The organism is Afifella sp. JA880, from assembly GCF_025379905.1.
Classification (GTDB): domain Bacteria; phylum Pseudomonadota; class Alphaproteobacteria; order Rhizobiales; family Afifellaceae; genus Afifella; species Afifella aestuarii.
Genome location: NZ_JAOANH010000002.1, coordinates 227,964 through 241,874, shown reverse-complemented (window position 1 = coordinate 241,874; position 13,911 = coordinate 227,964). Strand labels below are relative to the sequence as shown.

Annotated in this window: 12 protein-coding genes; 5 read left to right on the top strand and 7 right to left on the bottom strand. The window is 63.6% G+C overall.

Annotated features, from left to right (window positions below):
• Nucleotides 1-7 precede the first annotated feature (7 nt).
• Complete coding sequence (locus NYQ83_RS09360; protein WP_128291541.1) at nt 8-265, bottom strand: DUF1127 domain-containing protein; 258 nt, start codon at nt 263-265, stop codon at nt 8-10.
• A 135-nt stretch (nt 266-400) separates the two neighbouring features.
• Between NYQ83_RS09360 and NYQ83_RS09355 the strand changes: the two genes are divergently transcribed.
• The gene (locus NYQ83_RS09355; RefSeq protein ID WP_261214298.1) at nt 401-1,327 is read left to right on the top strand and encodes a LysR substrate-binding domain-containing protein; all 927 of its coding nucleotides are present in this window, start codon (nt 401-403) and stop codon (nt 1,325-1,327) included.
• On the opposite strand, the gene NYQ83_RS09350 is transcribed toward NYQ83_RS09355, so the two are convergent.
• The gene (locus tag NYQ83_RS09350) at nt 1,324-3,171 is read right to left on the bottom strand and encodes an aminopeptidase P family protein (protein ID WP_261214297.1); all 1,848 of its coding nucleotides are present in this window, start codon (nt 3,169-3,171) and stop codon (nt 1,324-1,326) included. The two genes, NYQ83_RS09355 and NYQ83_RS09350, sit on opposite strands and share 4 nt — an antisense overlap.
• Nucleotides 3,172-3,315: 144 nt before the next feature.
• Between NYQ83_RS09350 and NYQ83_RS09345 the strand changes: the two genes are divergently transcribed.
• Nucleotides 3,316-3,531: a hypothetical protein gene (locus tag NYQ83_RS09345; protein WP_261214296.1), complete on the top strand. Its 216-nt coding sequence runs from the start codon at nt 3,316-3,318 to the stop codon at nt 3,529-3,531.
• A 31-nt stretch (nt 3,532-3,562) separates the two neighbouring features.
• Here NYQ83_RS09345 and NYQ83_RS09340 read toward each other — a convergent pair whose 3' ends face one another.
• The 3 genes from NYQ83_RS09340 to NYQ83_RS09330 all read right to left on the bottom strand — a co-directional run bounded on the left by NYQ83_RS09340 (nt 3,563) and on the right by NYQ83_RS09330 (nt 8,821).
• Nucleotides 3,563-4,426: a 50S ribosomal protein L11 methyltransferase gene (locus NYQ83_RS09340; RefSeq protein ID WP_261214295.1), complete on the bottom strand. Its 864-nt coding sequence runs from the start codon at nt 4,424-4,426 to the stop codon at nt 3,563-3,565.
• Nucleotides 4,423-6,288, bottom strand: coding sequence for a cation:proton antiporter (locus tag NYQ83_RS09335; RefSeq protein WP_261214294.1), 1,866 nt, complete (start codon nt 6,286-6,288; stop codon nt 4,423-4,425). The genes NYQ83_RS09340 and NYQ83_RS09335 overlap by 4 nt, the downstream gene beginning before the upstream one ends.
• Nucleotides 6,289-6,412: 124 nt before the next feature.
• Nucleotides 6,413-8,821, bottom strand: coding sequence for an ATP-dependent helicase (locus NYQ83_RS09330; protein WP_261214293.1), 2,409 nt, complete (start codon nt 8,819-8,821; stop codon nt 6,413-6,415).
• Nucleotides 8,822-9,080: 259 nt separating this feature from the next.
• On the opposite strand from NYQ83_RS09330, the gene NYQ83_RS09325 reads away from it, so the two are divergent.
• Together NYQ83_RS09325 and NYQ83_RS09320 are read left to right on the top strand one after the other, a co-directional pair.
• A complete protein-coding gene (locus NYQ83_RS09325; RefSeq protein WP_261214292.1) occupies nt 9,081-9,554 on the top strand; it encodes a GFA family protein in 474 nt (157 codons plus the stop codon).
• 58 nt (nt 9,555-9,612) lie between these two features.
• The gene (locus NYQ83_RS09320; protein ID WP_261214291.1) at nt 9,613-10,272 is read left to right on the top strand and encodes a cupin domain-containing protein; all 660 of its coding nucleotides are present in this window, start codon (nt 9,613-9,615) and stop codon (nt 10,270-10,272) included.
• A 118-nt stretch (nt 10,273-10,390) separates the two neighbouring features.
• On the opposite strand, the gene NYQ83_RS09315 is transcribed toward NYQ83_RS09320, so the two are convergent.
• Nucleotides 10,391-11,023, bottom strand: a complete 633-nt coding sequence (locus NYQ83_RS09315; protein ID WP_128291550.1) for a PRC-barrel domain-containing protein — start codon at nt 11,021-11,023, stop codon at nt 10,391-10,393.
• A gap of 421 nt (nt 11,024-11,444) precedes the next feature.
• Here NYQ83_RS09315 and NYQ83_RS09310 point away from each other — a divergent pair, with 421 nt between their 5' ends.
• Entirely contained in the window at nt 11,445-13,280 is a 1,836-nt protein-coding gene (locus NYQ83_RS09310; RefSeq protein WP_246008382.1) for a chloride channel protein, read from the top strand.
• Between the two features lie 46 nt (nt 13,281-13,326).
• On the opposite strand, the gene NYQ83_RS09305 is transcribed toward NYQ83_RS09310, so the two are convergent.
• Complete coding sequence (locus NYQ83_RS09305; protein WP_261214289.1) at nt 13,327-13,815, bottom strand: thioesterase family protein; 489 nt, start codon at nt 13,813-13,815, stop codon at nt 13,327-13,329.
• Between the last annotated feature and the right edge of the window lie 96 nt (nt 13,816-13,911).

The following is a 13,911-nucleotide window of genomic DNA, read 5'->3' as shown; positions in this document are numbered from 1 at the left end:
TGTCGTGTCAGGCTGGCCTGCATGTCGGCTGCCTCGCCGGCACCTGACCCGGCCAGTCGATGGGCAGGAACAGGGCCGTCTTGAAGAGAAGCGCGTGAGGCTGCGATGGCGCCGGCTGGTCGCTCGACAGCATTTTCGCGGCCACCTTGTCGACGTCGGCCGGATTGATGCCGATATCGTTGAGAAGATCGGGCGAGAGGCCCCGAAGCTCGTGCGCGGCATTCCGCTTGCGGCGGGCGCGGAGAAGGTGCTGGATGAATCTCATTCATTGCCTCCATGAATATTGATCAGCCTTGCCTGCTGGCTGTGCCGATCGACTGGGGCTAAGGTAGTCGGACTGGCGCGGTTATTCGAACGCGCAGAATGCATGACAGCCTGAATGAGATTCATGTGAGGCGCTATGGATGAGACGAGGCTCACGGCATTGCCGCCCTTGCACGCTTTGAGAAGCTTCCATGCGGCGGCCCAGTGCGGACGCTTTCGTGACGCCGCGAGTGCTCTCGGGCTGACGGAATCGGCGATCAGCCACCAGGTGCGCAAGCTCGAGGATTATCTCGGGGTGCGGCTGTTCGAGAGGCGGGGCAATGCGGTCCAGCTCACCGCTGCCGGCGCAAGCTATTTTGAGGATATCGATCCGGCCTTTGCCGCCATCCGTCGGGCGACCGAAAGGCTTGCAGGGCCCGGTGGGCGCGTGACGCTCACCCTGCCGACCTCGCTCGTCACGATGTGGCTGATCCCACGGCTGATGGAGCTCGAGGCGGCGCTGCCGGAGATCAAGCTGCAGCTTGCGCCGTCCAACCGCATCATCGATCTGAAGCGGGATCAGATCGATCTCGCCCTGCGGCACGGGAAGGGGAGCTGGCCCGGCATCGCCTCGGTGCATCTGTTCAACGAGCAGACTTTTCCGGTCTGCAAGACCGGCCTTTTGCCGAAGAACGCCGATCCGCAGGAGGCGCTGCGATCGGTCCGCCTCATCGTCAACGCCTTCCACAAGGAAGAATGGGTGGAATGGGCGCAGGCGCGTCAGATCGAGCCGCCCTCACTCGACAATGCGATGGTTTTCGACGGCACCGAACAAATCATCGAGGCGGTGGCGGGTGGCGTCGGGCTCGGCATCGGACGCCGGCCGATGATCGATCGCTGGATCGATGACGGCCGAGTAGAGGCGCCTTTCGGCACGGCCGATGAAAGCGGCTATGCCTATTATCTCGCCTGGCGCGACGATACCGAGCTCAGCGTCCCAGCGCGCCAGGTGGCACGCTGGTTCGTTGCGGCCTGCAAGGGCAAAAAGGCCGCTGAGGCGATGTTCACGCCGACCGCCGCTTAGCGGACGATCGGCCGGCAGGAATTCTCCAGGAATTTGCGTTCCGCATCGGTGTAGTGCGGCCAGAAGGAGAGGCTTGCCCGCACCCGCGCGTGATAGAGATCGAGCCAGGCGATCTCGGCGGCCGTCAGAAGTGCCGGCGAGATCAGGCGGCGGTCGATCGGCGCGAACGAAATCGTCTCAAAAGAGAGCATCGGCCTGTCGCCGCCGACCGGGACTTTTGGCTCGCGCACCACGATCAGGTTTTCGATGCGGATGCCGAAATCGCCCGGACGATAATAGCCCGGCTCGTTGGAGACGATCATGCCCGGTTCCAGCGCCACATGGCCGCTCTTGGCGATGCGCTGCGGGCCCTCATGGACGGCGAGGAAGGAGCCGATGCCGTGGCCGGTGCCGTGATCGAAGTCGAGACCGGCCTGCCAAAGAGGCGTGCGTGCCAGGACGTCGAGCTGGGCGCCGGACGTCTCTTTCGGGAAGTTCGCCATGGCAAGCGCGATATGGCCCTTGAGGACGCGTGTGAAGCGGTCGCGATAGAGCGTCAGGCGATCGGATGACGCCTCGCCCACGAGCACGGTGCGAGTGATGTCGGTCGTGCCGTCGCGATACTGGGCGCCGGAATCGATGAGATAGAGCTCTCCCGCCTCAAGCGTGCGGTTGCTCTTTTCGGTCACGCGGTAATGGTTCATCGCCGCGTTCGGTCCGGTCGAGGAGATGGAATCGAACGACACGTCTTCGAGCTTGGAGCCGTCGAGCTCCGCCGTTTCGGTGCGGATCTCTTCGAGCTTCTTCGCCGCGTCGATCTCGCTCACGCTGCCGGCCGGCTGAAGATCGAGCCAGGCAAGGAAGCGGGTGACGGCGACGCCGTCGCGGATATGCGCGGCGCGGCTGCCGGCGATTTCGGCGGCGTTCTTGCGGGCCTTGGGAAGCGCGATCGGGTCGGAGGCTTCGACGATCTCGGCGCCGCCTTCCTCGACGAGCAGCGCGACGGCTTCGGCCGAGCCCGCCGCGTCGTAAAGGACCTTCGTGCCCTTGCCGAGGGCGCGCAGGGCGTCGGCGAATTCGCCCGGCTCGTGCAGGCCGGCGAGATCTGCCAGCGCGTCACGCTCGGCATTGGAGAGCTTGCGCCCGTCGATGAAGAGATCCGGCGCCTTGTCCTGGTGGACGATCGCGAAGGAAAGCGCGAGCGGCGTGTGCGGAACGTCGCTGCCGCGAATGTTGAACAGCCAGGCGATCGAGGAGGGATCGGTCAGGACGACCGCCTGTGCCCGGCGCTTGGCAAGCGCTTCCTTCTGCTCGGCGATCTTTTCAGCCGCGCTGCGTCCGGCGAGGTCGTCGGGGTGCAGATGGACGGCGCCCGTCGGCGTGTCGGGACGATCGCTCCAGGCGAGATCGATCGGATTCTCCGAGAGGGCGACGAGTTCGGCGCCGGCGTTTTCGAGCTTCGCCGCCATCGAGCGGCGCTGGCTTCGCGTCGTGAGCCAGGGATCGAAGCCGATGCGGTCGCCTTCCTTGATCTTTTCGACGAGCCAGTCGGTCGGGCTCTTGTCGCCGATGAAGACGACCTCGAAGGCCGCCTTGTCGACTTGTGCGGCCGCTTGCACGGTGTAGCGGCCGTCCACGAAGAGTGTCGCCTCGTCGGCAAGTACGATGGCGGTGCCGGCCGATCCGGTGAAGCCGGTCAGCCAGGACAGCCGCTCAGCCGAGGGCGGCACGTATTCGCTCTGGTGCTCGTCGGCCCGCGGAACGATGAAGCCCGCGAGATTCTGCTCTTTGAGAGCGGTGCGCAGCGCTGCCAACCGTTCAGCCGAATGGGTGGCGTCGCTCTTGTCGTCATAGGTTTGAAACATGGCTTTCCCTACCAGCGGGCGTCGTCACGCGCCACTCTCCGCAGAGCTGCGACAAGCGAGGGGCTGACATGCGGCTGTCGGCATTTTCGATTGCCGCGTCGAGGCGTATTTCGCACCCGAAAGCGAAATCGGGAATTGTGCATCATGTCTTTCACCTTCGACCAGAGCGGTCATCTCGTACATCGGGCCAAACCAGCGCTGTGGCGGCGTGTTCTGGATCGTCTGATGGCGGCACGGCTTGCCGAAGCGCAGCACGCGGTCAACGTCTGCCTGTCGAAGCTCGATGATGACGAGCTTGCACGTCTCGGTTATCGCCGCAGCGACCTCGCGGCGACGCGCGACCGCGCGTCGCGGTTCTGATTTTCGTTCCGAGCCTCTTCTTGGGGCTCGATCAGATGCGGTGAGACAGGACGAGTACGCTCCACTCGCCGAAGCGTCGATGTGTCTCCAGAGCAAAGCCCTGATTGCGGTAGGCCGCCATCACGCGTGAAGCCTGTGTGTTGAGAATGCCGGAGAGCACGATGACGCCGTCGGCTTCGCTGGCGCGTCCCATTGCCGGCGCGAGCGCGATCAGAGGTGCGGCCAGAATATTGGCGACGATCAGATCGTAAGGCGCGCAGGCGGCGATCCTCGGATGGCCGAGCCCTGTGGCGGTCATCGTCTCGACGAGATGGCCGACGCCGTTGAGACGGGCGTTTTCGGCTGCGATCTCGACGGCGATCGGATCGATGTCGGAGGCGAGAACGGGTTCACGCAAGAGCCTCGCGAGCGCGATCGCCAGAAGCCCCGTGCCGGTGCCGACGTCGAGCGGACGGTCGAAGCGGCGGACTTTCACCAGTTCGTCCAGCGTCTCCAGGCAGCCGAGCGTCGTTGCATGATGACCGGTGCCGAAGGCCTGGCCGGCATCGATCTCGATGCCAATCCGTCCGGCCGGAACGGCGCCGCGATCATGGGCGCCATGAACGATGAAACGCCCGGTAGGGACGGGCGCGAGCCCTTTCAGGGATTGGGCGACCCAGTCGGTCTCAGGCAGGATTTCGATGTCGAACTTCGCCGCGTCCGCGGCGAGCGCTTCGCTCAACTTCGCTTGGAGCGGGCCTGCATTGTCTCCTTCGAGATAGAGTTCGACCTGCCAGTTCGGACCGGCTTCGCTCAAGGCGACGACGCCGCCTTCCTCTTCAAACGCCGCGTCGAGCCGATCCGAGAGAAGCTCCGCTTCCTCCCGGCTGCCGGTGAAACTGATACGTGCCGTCATGTCTTGGCTTTGTCTGTCTCTCGCTGGACCTTGCGACGCACGGATTTCTCCGTCGTGCGGTCCTGGTTTTCTTTCTCTGGCGGCACCATGGCAAGGATGCGCCCGGCATTGGAGGCGGCACGCTCCTGCGCCTGTTCGGCGAAGAAGAGGCTGCCGTCGGCTGCGACATACAACAGAATCTCCAGATCGTCGCCGCGCTCGTTGCGATAATCCTCGAAGGTGTATTCCTTCGTGAGCGGGGTCGACTGGATCGTCCAGCCGCTCGACAAGCGCCGCTCTAGCTCCCAGTAGGACGCTCCGGACGCAAGCAGGGGGCGGCCGCCGACGGTGACGGCCATGTTCTTCTTGCTGCCGGAGTCTTCGTCGCGCTGACGGTCGATCTGAAAGACGTCGGTGCGGCCGAAATGCGGGCCAAAGTCCGTGCAGACGAGGGCGTTGTAGGCATCGTTGTCGGTCGCCGCGATGAGATAGTCGTAGCGGTTGAACTCGACCGAGAATTCCGCGGGCTCCGAAAGGATCTCGCCGTAATAGGTCGGCGTCTCCGTCTGGCGCAGAAGGCGCAGACGCGACCAGTTGCGATCGGCCACCATCGTCGGGATCTTCATCTCCTTGAGACGGGCCGTCAGCGCCTTGGTGAAGTTCGATGCGCCGACGACGAGGATTCCCGAGCGCCTGTCTGCTGCAAGGCCCAGGTGGCGCGCCACCCAGGGGAGTGTGAAGCCGTGGACGACGACGGTGACGAAGACGAGGGCGAAGGTGATCGGCACCATCAGCGGGCCGTCGTCGACGCCGATCGCCGCAAGCTCCGTTCCGAACAAACCTGCGACTGCCACCGCCACGATACCGCGCGGGGCGATCCAGCCGACGAGAAGCCGCTCGGAGAGTTTGAGGCCGCTGCCGATCGTTGCCACGAGCACGGAGAGCGGCCGTACGACGAGAAGGAGAACGACGATGAAGGCGGCGAGGCGCCAGTTGAGCGCGGTGAGATCCGCCCAGGTGAGCGTTGCCGTGAGCAGCACGAAGACGCCCGAGACGAGGAGGACCGTCATCGTCTCCTTGAAGCGCTTCAGTTCGTCGAGGCTCGCGATACGGGAATTGCCGAGCGTGATGCCGAGCACTGTCACGGCCACGAGGCCGGCTTCGGCGACCAGAAGATCGGTCGCGGCATAGGCGACGAGAACGGCTGCCAGGATGAGCGGAACTTTCAGGTATTCCGGCACCCAGCCGCGGGAAAAGACGGTGACGAGAATGCGGCCGAGAAGATAAGCGCCGGCGAGCGCCACGACGGCCGCCGCGACGATCGACATGGCGAAGTCGGAAAATGCCTGCTCGTGATGGTTGATGAGAATGACTTCGAAGGCCAGAACCGCAAACAGGGCGCCGATCGGGTCGTTGATGATGGCTTCCCAGCGCAGAAGGGATGCCGGCCGCTGGGCAAGCCGGGCCTGGCGCAGCAGCGGCATGATGACGGTCGGACCCGTGACCACGAAGAGGCCGGACAGAACCGTTGCCGTCGGCCAGCTGAGATCGCCTACGAAATGGGCGGCGAGTGTGCCCAGCAGGAACGCCAGCGGGCCGCCGACCAGCACGAGCCGCCGCACCCCCATCGAGGTTTCGCGGATTTCGTGGAAATGCAGCGTCAGGCCGCCTTCGAACAGAATGATGGCGACGGCGACCGCGATGATCGGGCGCAGGAAATCGCCGAAATCCGATTCCGGATCGATGAGGCCGAGGCCCGGTCCGATCAAAAGACCGGCGAGCGACAGGACGACAATCGCAGGCAGGCTGAAACGCCAGGACAGCCATTGGGCGGCAATGCCGGTGGCGCCGATCAGCGCAATCTCGGTGATGATGTCGTGCATGGACCCGCTCTGCGCTGGAAGAGCGGGATTAAAGAGCAGCTGTGGCTGCTTTCAAGCGCCGTTTGCGCAACTTTCGTCGAAAGTCACTCGCGCAGAGGGTGTCCGGCAGCGTGAGCCAGCCTCCTCAGGTCGCCTCGACGAAACTGTCGACCACGCGCTTGCGGCCGGATTTTTCGAAGTCGATCGTGAGCTTGTTGCCGTCGATCGTGTGGATGGTGCCATAGCCGAATTTCTGGTGGAAGACGCGCTCGCCGACCGAATAGCGGCTTTTGCCGCCGATCACCGATTTGGCGACGAGCTCTCCTTCGAGGGTCGTCGGCCCGCGTCCGGTGCGGTTTCTCGGATCGGCGCGATCGCGGTTCGACTTGGCGCGCTGCCATCCCGGCGTCCGATAGGCGGAATCGAAAGGCTCCATCCGCTCGAAGCGTGAGCCGCCGTAGCCGCCCGACCCATAATGACCGGCGCCGCCATAGCCGCCGTAGCTTGCGGGTTCGGCAACTTCGACGTGGTCTTCCGGCAGATCGTCGATGAAGCGCGAGGGCAGGGTGGACTGCCACAGGCCATGAACGCGGCGATTGCCGACGAACCATATGGTGGCGTGGCGGCGGGCGCGCGTCAGTCCGACATAGGCGAGACGGCGTTCCTCTTCGAGGCCGGCCTTGCCGCTCTCGTCGAGGGCGCGCTGGTGCGGGAAGAGGCCTTCCTCCCAGCCGGGCAGATAGACGACGTCGAATTCGAGCCCTTTGGCCGAATGCAGCGTCATGATGGAGACGGCTTCTTCCGTCTCGCCACCCTCGGTGTCCATGACCAGCGAGACATGCTCCAGGAAGCCGCCGAGGGAATCGTATTCACCGAGATTGTTGACGAGTTCCTTGAGGTTTTCGAGCCGGCCCGGAGCTTCCGGCGAGCGGTCGCGCTGCCACATCTCGATGTAGCCGGATTCCTCCAGGATGATTTCGGCGAGTTCCGGATGCGGCGTGTGTTCCAGCATCTCCGACCAGCGCGCAAAGTTACGAACCAGATCGCCGAGTGCCTGGCGCTGGCGCGGCTTGATCTCCTCGGTCGCCGCGAGCTCTCCGGCCGCCGCCAGAAGCGGGATGTCACGACTGCGCGCATGTGAATGGATGAGCTGGATGGTGGCCGCGCCGAGGCCGCGCTTCGGCGTGTTGACGATGCGCTCGAAGGCGAGCCCGTCGGCCGGATTTTGCGTGACGCGCAGATAGGCGAGCGCATCGCGGATTTCCATGCGCTCGAAGAAGCGTGGGCCGCCGATGACACGATAGGGCAGGCCGAGCGTGACGAAGCGGTCTTCGAATTCGCGCATCTGGAAGGACGCCCGCACCAGGATGGCGATCTCATTGAGAGAGATGCCCTGGCGCTGCTTTCGTTCGATGTCTTCGCCGATCGAGCGGGCCTCTTCGGAGGAATCCCAGCCGGAGGCGACGAGAACCGGCGCGCCCATATCGTCGGTTGCCGGAAACAGCGTCTTGCCGAGACGGCTCTCGTTCTGGGCGATGAGGCATGACGCGGCTGCGAGGATATGGCCTGTCGAACGGTAATTGCGCTCCAGGCGGATCACCTTGGCGCCGGGAAAATCGTGATCGAAGCGCAGGATGTTGGCGACTTCGGCGCCGCGCCAGCCATAGATCGACTGATCGTCGTCACCCACGCAGCAGATATTGGCGCGCTCGCCTTCCGGGCGCTGGGCCAGGAGGCGCAGCCAGAGATATTGTGCGACGTTGGTATCCTGATACTCGTCGACAAGAATGTAGCGAAAGCGCTGCTGGAAGCTTTCGAGAACATCGGGATGCTCGCGAAAGAGCCGCACGCATTCCGTCAGAAGATCGCCGAAATCGACCGCATTCAGCGTCTTCAGACGCTCCTGATAGGCGGTGTAGAGCTCGCGCCCGCGCCCGTTGGCAAAAGCGTAAGCGTCGGAATCCGGAATCTTGTCAGGCGACAAGCCGCGGTTCTTCCAGCCATCGATGAGATTGGCGAGCTGGCGGGCGGGCCAGCGCTTATCGTCGAGACCGGCGGCCTGGATCACCTGCTTCATCAGCCGGATCTGATCGTCGGTGTCGAGGATGGTGAAATCGGAGCGCAGGCCGACGAGTTCGCCGTGGCGGCGCAGGATCTTGACGCCGATCGAGTGAAAGGTGCCGAGCCACGGCATGCCTTCCGTCTGCTCACCGCCGATCAAGGCGCCGATCCGCACCTTCATCTCGCGTGCGGCCTTGTTGGTGAAGGTGACCGCGAGGATCTGCGAGGGAAAGGCGCGGCGCGAGGCGAGGATGTGGGCAATGCGCGTCGTCAGAACCCGGGTCTTGCCGGTGCCGGCGCCGGCGAGCACCAGAAGCGGGCCTTCGGTCGTCTCCACCGCATCGCGCTGCTCGGGATTGAGGCCTTGCAGGTAGCGCGCGGGAGCGGAGACCTGCCCCGCCTGGGCGCGAGCAGCGATGCCACCCGGCCGCGGCGCGGGCGTTTGCGGGTCGAACAAGGGATCGTCGTGTCGGTCGGCGTTTGAATGGGTCATCAGGTTTCGATTCGCTTAAGCCCAAGATAGGGCAACGATCCCTGTCTTGCGAGGCGATGGCCGGGCTGCGGGATTGTACTATTGTTCTTGTCTCGTTCTCTGCGTCTGCCGACCAAGTCGCAAGGGGGCTGTGCAAAAAAATGCGTATTGCTTGCCGTAGCTGTTGCTCATGATCGAGCCGTGAGGATGGGGCCGGCGAAACTTCCGAGCTTCTTCGTCGGCCCACTTCCTGCGAGGTTGAGGGCTTGGGGGGAGAGATATGCCTGTGGAACTCGAAGGGGGATGCTCCTGCAAGGAGGTGCGTTACCGGCTGACATCGCGGCCGATGTTCGTGCATTGCTGTCATTGCCGGGACTGCCAGCGGGAGACGGGCAGCGCTTTCGTCCTCAACGCGCTCATCGAGCGCGACCGGATCGAGCTTTTCAAGGCAGAGCCGATCATCGTGACGCTGCCGACGGCGAGCGGGCTTCCTCACGACGTCTATCGCTGCCCGAACTGCCAGATTGCGCTCTGGAGCGATTACGGACGCCGCGGAATCTTGAGCTTCCTGCGGGTCGGAACGCTCGATAATCCGCATGTGCTCGCGCCGGACGTTCATATCTATACGCGCTCGAAGGTCCCGTGGCTCGAATTGCCGGCGGATGTCCCGGCTTTTGAGGAATATTACGATCTCGAGGAGGTGTGGCCGACCGCCAGCCTGGCGCGCCGAGATGCGCTTCTCAAGACAGCCTAGCGAACTGATCTGCCTTCCTCTGCATTGGGATTGAGAAACCCAAGAGCGGAGACATCGCATGGCAACGCACGATCTCGATCTCAGCGTCGCAGTCGAATCCTACGATTTTGAACCTTCGAGCGGCATTCCCAACAGCAAGCTGCCGACGCTCGTCTATCGCGGAGGTCTCGACGAGCCGGTCCGTATGGCCGGGGCGGCCGACACGATCCTGAAGCGGAATATGTGGCAGGGCGTGTGGGTCTGGTCGATCTATCCGTTCTGGCATTTCCACACCAAGGGGCATGAAGTGCTCGCCTGCGTGTGCGGCTCGGCCCGCGTCGGCCTCGGCGGCGATGACGGCATCGAAACCGATATCAACGCTGGCGACGTGATCGTCATTCCCGCCGGCGTCGGCCACAAAAAGCTGTCGGCAACGGAGGATTTTTCGGTCGTCGGCGCTTATCCGCCGGGGCAGGAGGGCGACATCACCAAGCCCGAAGAGATCGATTTCGAGGAGGCCAGGAAGAAGGCCGCAAGCGTGCCGCTTCCCGACACCGATCCCATCTATGGGCGGGAGGGTCCGCTCTTTCAGTATTGGAAAGGCGGTGCAGCGGAGATGGGCGCGGACGCCCCTGCGGAGCATGAAGAGCCCGCCGAAGGCGAGGAGGCGCGCGATGCCTCTGACATCAATGAAGAGACGCGCGACACCGACAAGTCTGGCGCGACCAGCGAGAAATAGAACGAAGCTTGAGCGTCAGCCGTTCGGCGGAGGCAACGCTCCGAAAAAAGCCGGGCTCAAAGAAAATGCCGCCCGCATGGTGCGGACGGCATCGTTCAAACCCGAATAGGGGTATGGCTTAGTTCGACTGGGCCGGCTCGCCGGTCGCCGGGGCACCGCCGGTGCTGGTGCCCATGCCGCCGCTTTCAGTCTGCGACTGCTGGGCCGCGGCATCAGCCTGCGCCTTCTGGTCGTCGAGGTCGACGAAGTCCGGAGCGGCTTCAAGCGCCTCCTTCGAGCCGTCGATCACGAGGTGCAGGTCGCCATCTTCATCGGTCTGCACGTCGATTTCACTGAACTTGATAGCGACATCTTTCTCACCGATGCCGAGGAAGCCGCCAACGCCGATGATCGCGCCGTCAACTCCGCCGTCCTTCGTGAAGAGGAGGTCGTTGATGTCGCCCACCGCCTCGTCGCTCTGATTGTAGACCGTTTGGCCGATATAGCTGCTCGCCTGGATCTGGTCTTCGCTCTGCTCGGTGAGGAAGACGGACGAGTCCATCGGCTTTGCGGGAGCTTCAGCGGTCTCGCCGGCCGGCGCGCTCATGCTGTCGTTCGGCTGCGCTTCCATCTCGCCAGCAGGCGCCTTGTCCTGGCTTGCCGGCTGTTCCGCCATCGGCTGGTTGGTGGTGTCAGTGTCATTCGACTGCGCCATCGCGCCGGTCACCATCATCGCCGAGATGGCCGTCGTTGCCAGAAGCTTCTTCAACATTCTCACTCTCCCTTTTGGGGGCTTGCCTGGGTGGCGGCTTGCCCCGTGTGTGTAGTGGGATTGGAATGCCGTGACGGCTAAAGGGTTCGTTCAAATAACGTTGCGAAAGCCGCACAAAATGTGATCGCTATTTCAGGAACCATTTTGGCGCCGCCTCTCACTGTCCGGCCGCTTGACCTCCGCTCCGCTGAGGCGGGACATGCCGGAAGATATGGGTCTGCGCTCTGGACCGCGGACTGATCGCTGTGGCGACGTGCAAACGATGGCGCATGGGAGAAGGCCGGTTCGCAGCCTTGACCTTGCAGCTTGCTTGGGTGCAGGAGACGGGGGCTTCCCGGTGCCCGCGACAGATTAACCTCTTGTTCTTCTCAGTGTGACGCTCCGTTCGGAAGCGGCACCCGAGATGGAAAGAAGCGAGATCGTGACCGACACTTCGGCCGAGGCGAAGCCGACAAATTCAGCGCCAGTTTCCGCGTCCGGTGCGGAAGAAGAGAGCCAGGAGCGTGTCTTGAGCGCTCCCGCATTGTGTGTGGTCGCGTTCACAATCGGTGTGGTGGCTGCCGTTGGCGCCGTGCTTTTTCGCTACATGATCGCCTTCGTCCACAATCTGGCTTTCAACGGGCGTATCAGCTTCTTTTATGACGCCAACCATTTCGAGGCGGCGAGCGTCTGGGGCCCGTTCGTTATTCTCGCGCCGATCATCGGCGGCCTCATCGTCGTCTTTTTGGTGAAGACGTTTGCGCCGGAGGCCAAGGGTCACGGCGTTCCGGAAGTGATGTACGCCGTCTACCACAACAACGGGAATGTGCGCGGCGTCGTGGCGATCGTGAAATCGATCGCCTCCGCCATCTCGATCGGCAGCGGCGCCTCGGTCGGACGCGAAGGGCCGATCATCCAGATTGGCGCGTCCTTCGGCTCGACGATTGCGCGGACGTTGAAGCTGCCGCGCTGGCAGAAGATCACGATGCTCGCCGCCGGCGCCGGGGCCGGCATCGCGGCCACGTTCAACACGCCCCTTGGCGGCGTGCTCTTTGCCGTCGAACTCCTGCTGCCGGAGGTGAGCGGACGCACCTTTCTGCCGGTCGTCGTGGCGACTGCGACGGCAACCTATATCGGCCGGATCGCGCTCGGCCTCGATCCGGCATTCTTCGTGCCGCTTTCGGCCGTCGATCCCCAGCATGCGATCAATCTCGCCGAGCTCGTCGGTTTTGCGGTTCTCGGTCTCCTTGCGGGCGTCGCCTCCTGGGCGTTCATCCGCTTCCTCGCCTTCTGCGAGGATTTCTTTCCGAAGCTGCCGGGCAACGATTACACGCGCAACATCATCGGCATGACGCTGATCGGGCTGCTCGCCTACGGCTTTTTCGTCACGACGGGGCAGTACCACACGGCCGGTGTCGGCTATGCCACGATCCAGTCGATCGTGAGCGAGAGCAATTACAGCTACACGCTCTTCCTTCTCGTCGCCCTGTTGATCGGCAAGCTGGTGGCGACGAGCGTCAGCCTCGGCGCGGGCGCCTCTGGCGGTGTTTTTTCTCCGTCCCTCTTCATCGGGGCGACGCTCGGCGGCGCCGTCGGCGCGCTCGGGGCGTGGCTCTTCCCTGGCGAGGGCTTCAACATGGCGGAATTTGCCGTGGTCGGCATGGGCGCACTCGTGGGCGGTGCGACCGGCGCCTCGATGACGGCGATCGTCATGATCTTCGAAATGACGCGCGACTATAATGTGATCGTCCCGCTGGTCCTGGCGGTGGCGCTGTCGGTCGGCGTGCGGCGCTGGTTCATTGCGGCCGACATTTACACGATCAAGCTGCGCAATCGCGGCCGTCCGATTCCGTCGGTGCGGCACACCAATATGTATCTGGTGCAGCAGGCGCGCGATCTGATGAATCGCAATTTCGTCGTCCTGCCTGCGGCGACAAGCGTGCGGGATGCGATCAAGCTCGTCGGCGAGGAGGGTCAGCGCAGGCATGTCGTCGTCAGCGAGGATGGCCGGATCGTCGGGTATGCCCGCTTCGGCTCGGTGCTCTATGCACCGTCGATCCGAGCCGATCAGACGCTCGCCGACATCATCTCCGACGATTTCGTCGTCGCGCCGGAAAACAACATTCTCAATTCCATCATCACGCGTATGAACCGGCGTGCGCGCTCCTTCGCGATCGTGGTGCGGGCCGGCGTGGTGGTGCCGCGTCCGGAGGATGTCGTCGGTATCATCGATTCTCCGGAGATCGCCGGGGCGGTCATCCGCAACCACTATTCCTGATCGCCTGACAAATTGATTCAGCCCTCGATCCCAGAGGGCTGATCCGTCAGCGTTTATCGAGAGTGATCGCGGCGCCCACACTTTCCGGCCAGGGGAGTGTCCGGTGGGCCGCGAAGGTGGCTTCGACGTTTGCCCGAATGTCCGGCGGGAAGGCGGCGGCTCGGCGTGCGGCCATGTCCACATGCAGATGCAGCTGTTCGCAGGTCGCGGCGAGGAACCCGTCTTCGGCGTGGCGGAGCTCCATGTAACTGCGCAACCTTTTGTCGTCGGCGGAGAGGAGCTGCCAGGTCGCGGCGACTTTCGCGCCGGCTTTCAGTTCGCGCAGATAGCGCACATGCATTTCGACCGCGAAGAAGGAGGCGTTATGCGCCTGCCGGTAATCGGGGCCGAGGCCGAGCGCTTCGAAGGCTTTGTCGATGCCGCGATCGAAAAGCAGGACGTAATACGCGACATTCATATGGCCGTTGTAATCGATCCAGGCGTCTTCGACGGTCTGTGTCGTCGCCTGGAACGGAGCCTCAATTGTCCTGGACATAAGCCACCTTTTTTCGCATTGCAGGGGATAGTCGCGCCGCCCGAGAGCCAGCGCGGCGACTTGTTATGCTTTCAACAAGCTTGAGGATTTGCTCCG

Coding starts and splice junctions, on each gene's coding strand:
- NYQ83_RS09330 (WP_261214293.1), bottom strand. CDS start 8,821: ATGACCCATTCAAACGCCGACCGACACGACGATCCCTTGTTCGACCCG.
- NYQ83_RS09340 (WP_261214295.1), bottom strand. CDS start 4,426: ATGACGGCACGTATCAGTTTCACCGGCAGCCGGGAGGAAGCGGAGCTT.
- NYQ83_RS09350 (WP_261214297.1), bottom strand. CDS start 3,171: ATGTTTCAAACCTATGACGACAAGAGCGACGCCACCCATTCGGCTGAA.
- NYQ83_RS09325 (WP_261214292.1), top strand. CDS start 9,081: ATGCCTGTGGAACTCGAAGGGGGATGCTCCTGCAAGGAGGTGCGTTAC.
- NYQ83_RS09305 (WP_261214289.1), bottom strand. CDS start 13,815: ATGTCCAGGACAATTGAGGCTCCGTTCCAGGCGACGACACAGACCGTC.
- NYQ83_RS09360 (WP_128291541.1), bottom strand. CDS start 265: ATGAGATTCATCCAGCACCTTCTCCGCGCCCGCCGCAAGCGGAATGCC.
- NYQ83_RS09355 (WP_261214298.1), top strand. CDS start 401: ATGGATGAGACGAGGCTCACGGCATTGCCGCCCTTGCACGCTTTGAGA.
- NYQ83_RS09335 (WP_261214294.1), bottom strand. CDS start 6,288: ATGCACGACATCATCACCGAGATTGCGCTGATCGGCGCCACCGGCATT.
- NYQ83_RS09315 (WP_128291550.1), bottom strand. CDS start 11,023: ATGTTGAAGAAGCTTCTGGCAACGACGGCCATCTCGGCGATGATGGTG.
- NYQ83_RS09320 (WP_261214291.1), top strand. CDS start 9,613: ATGGCAACGCACGATCTCGATCTCAGCGTCGCAGTCGAATCCTACGAT.
- NYQ83_RS09345 (WP_261214296.1), top strand. CDS start 3,316: ATGTCTTTCACCTTCGACCAGAGCGGTCATCTCGTACATCGGGCCAAA.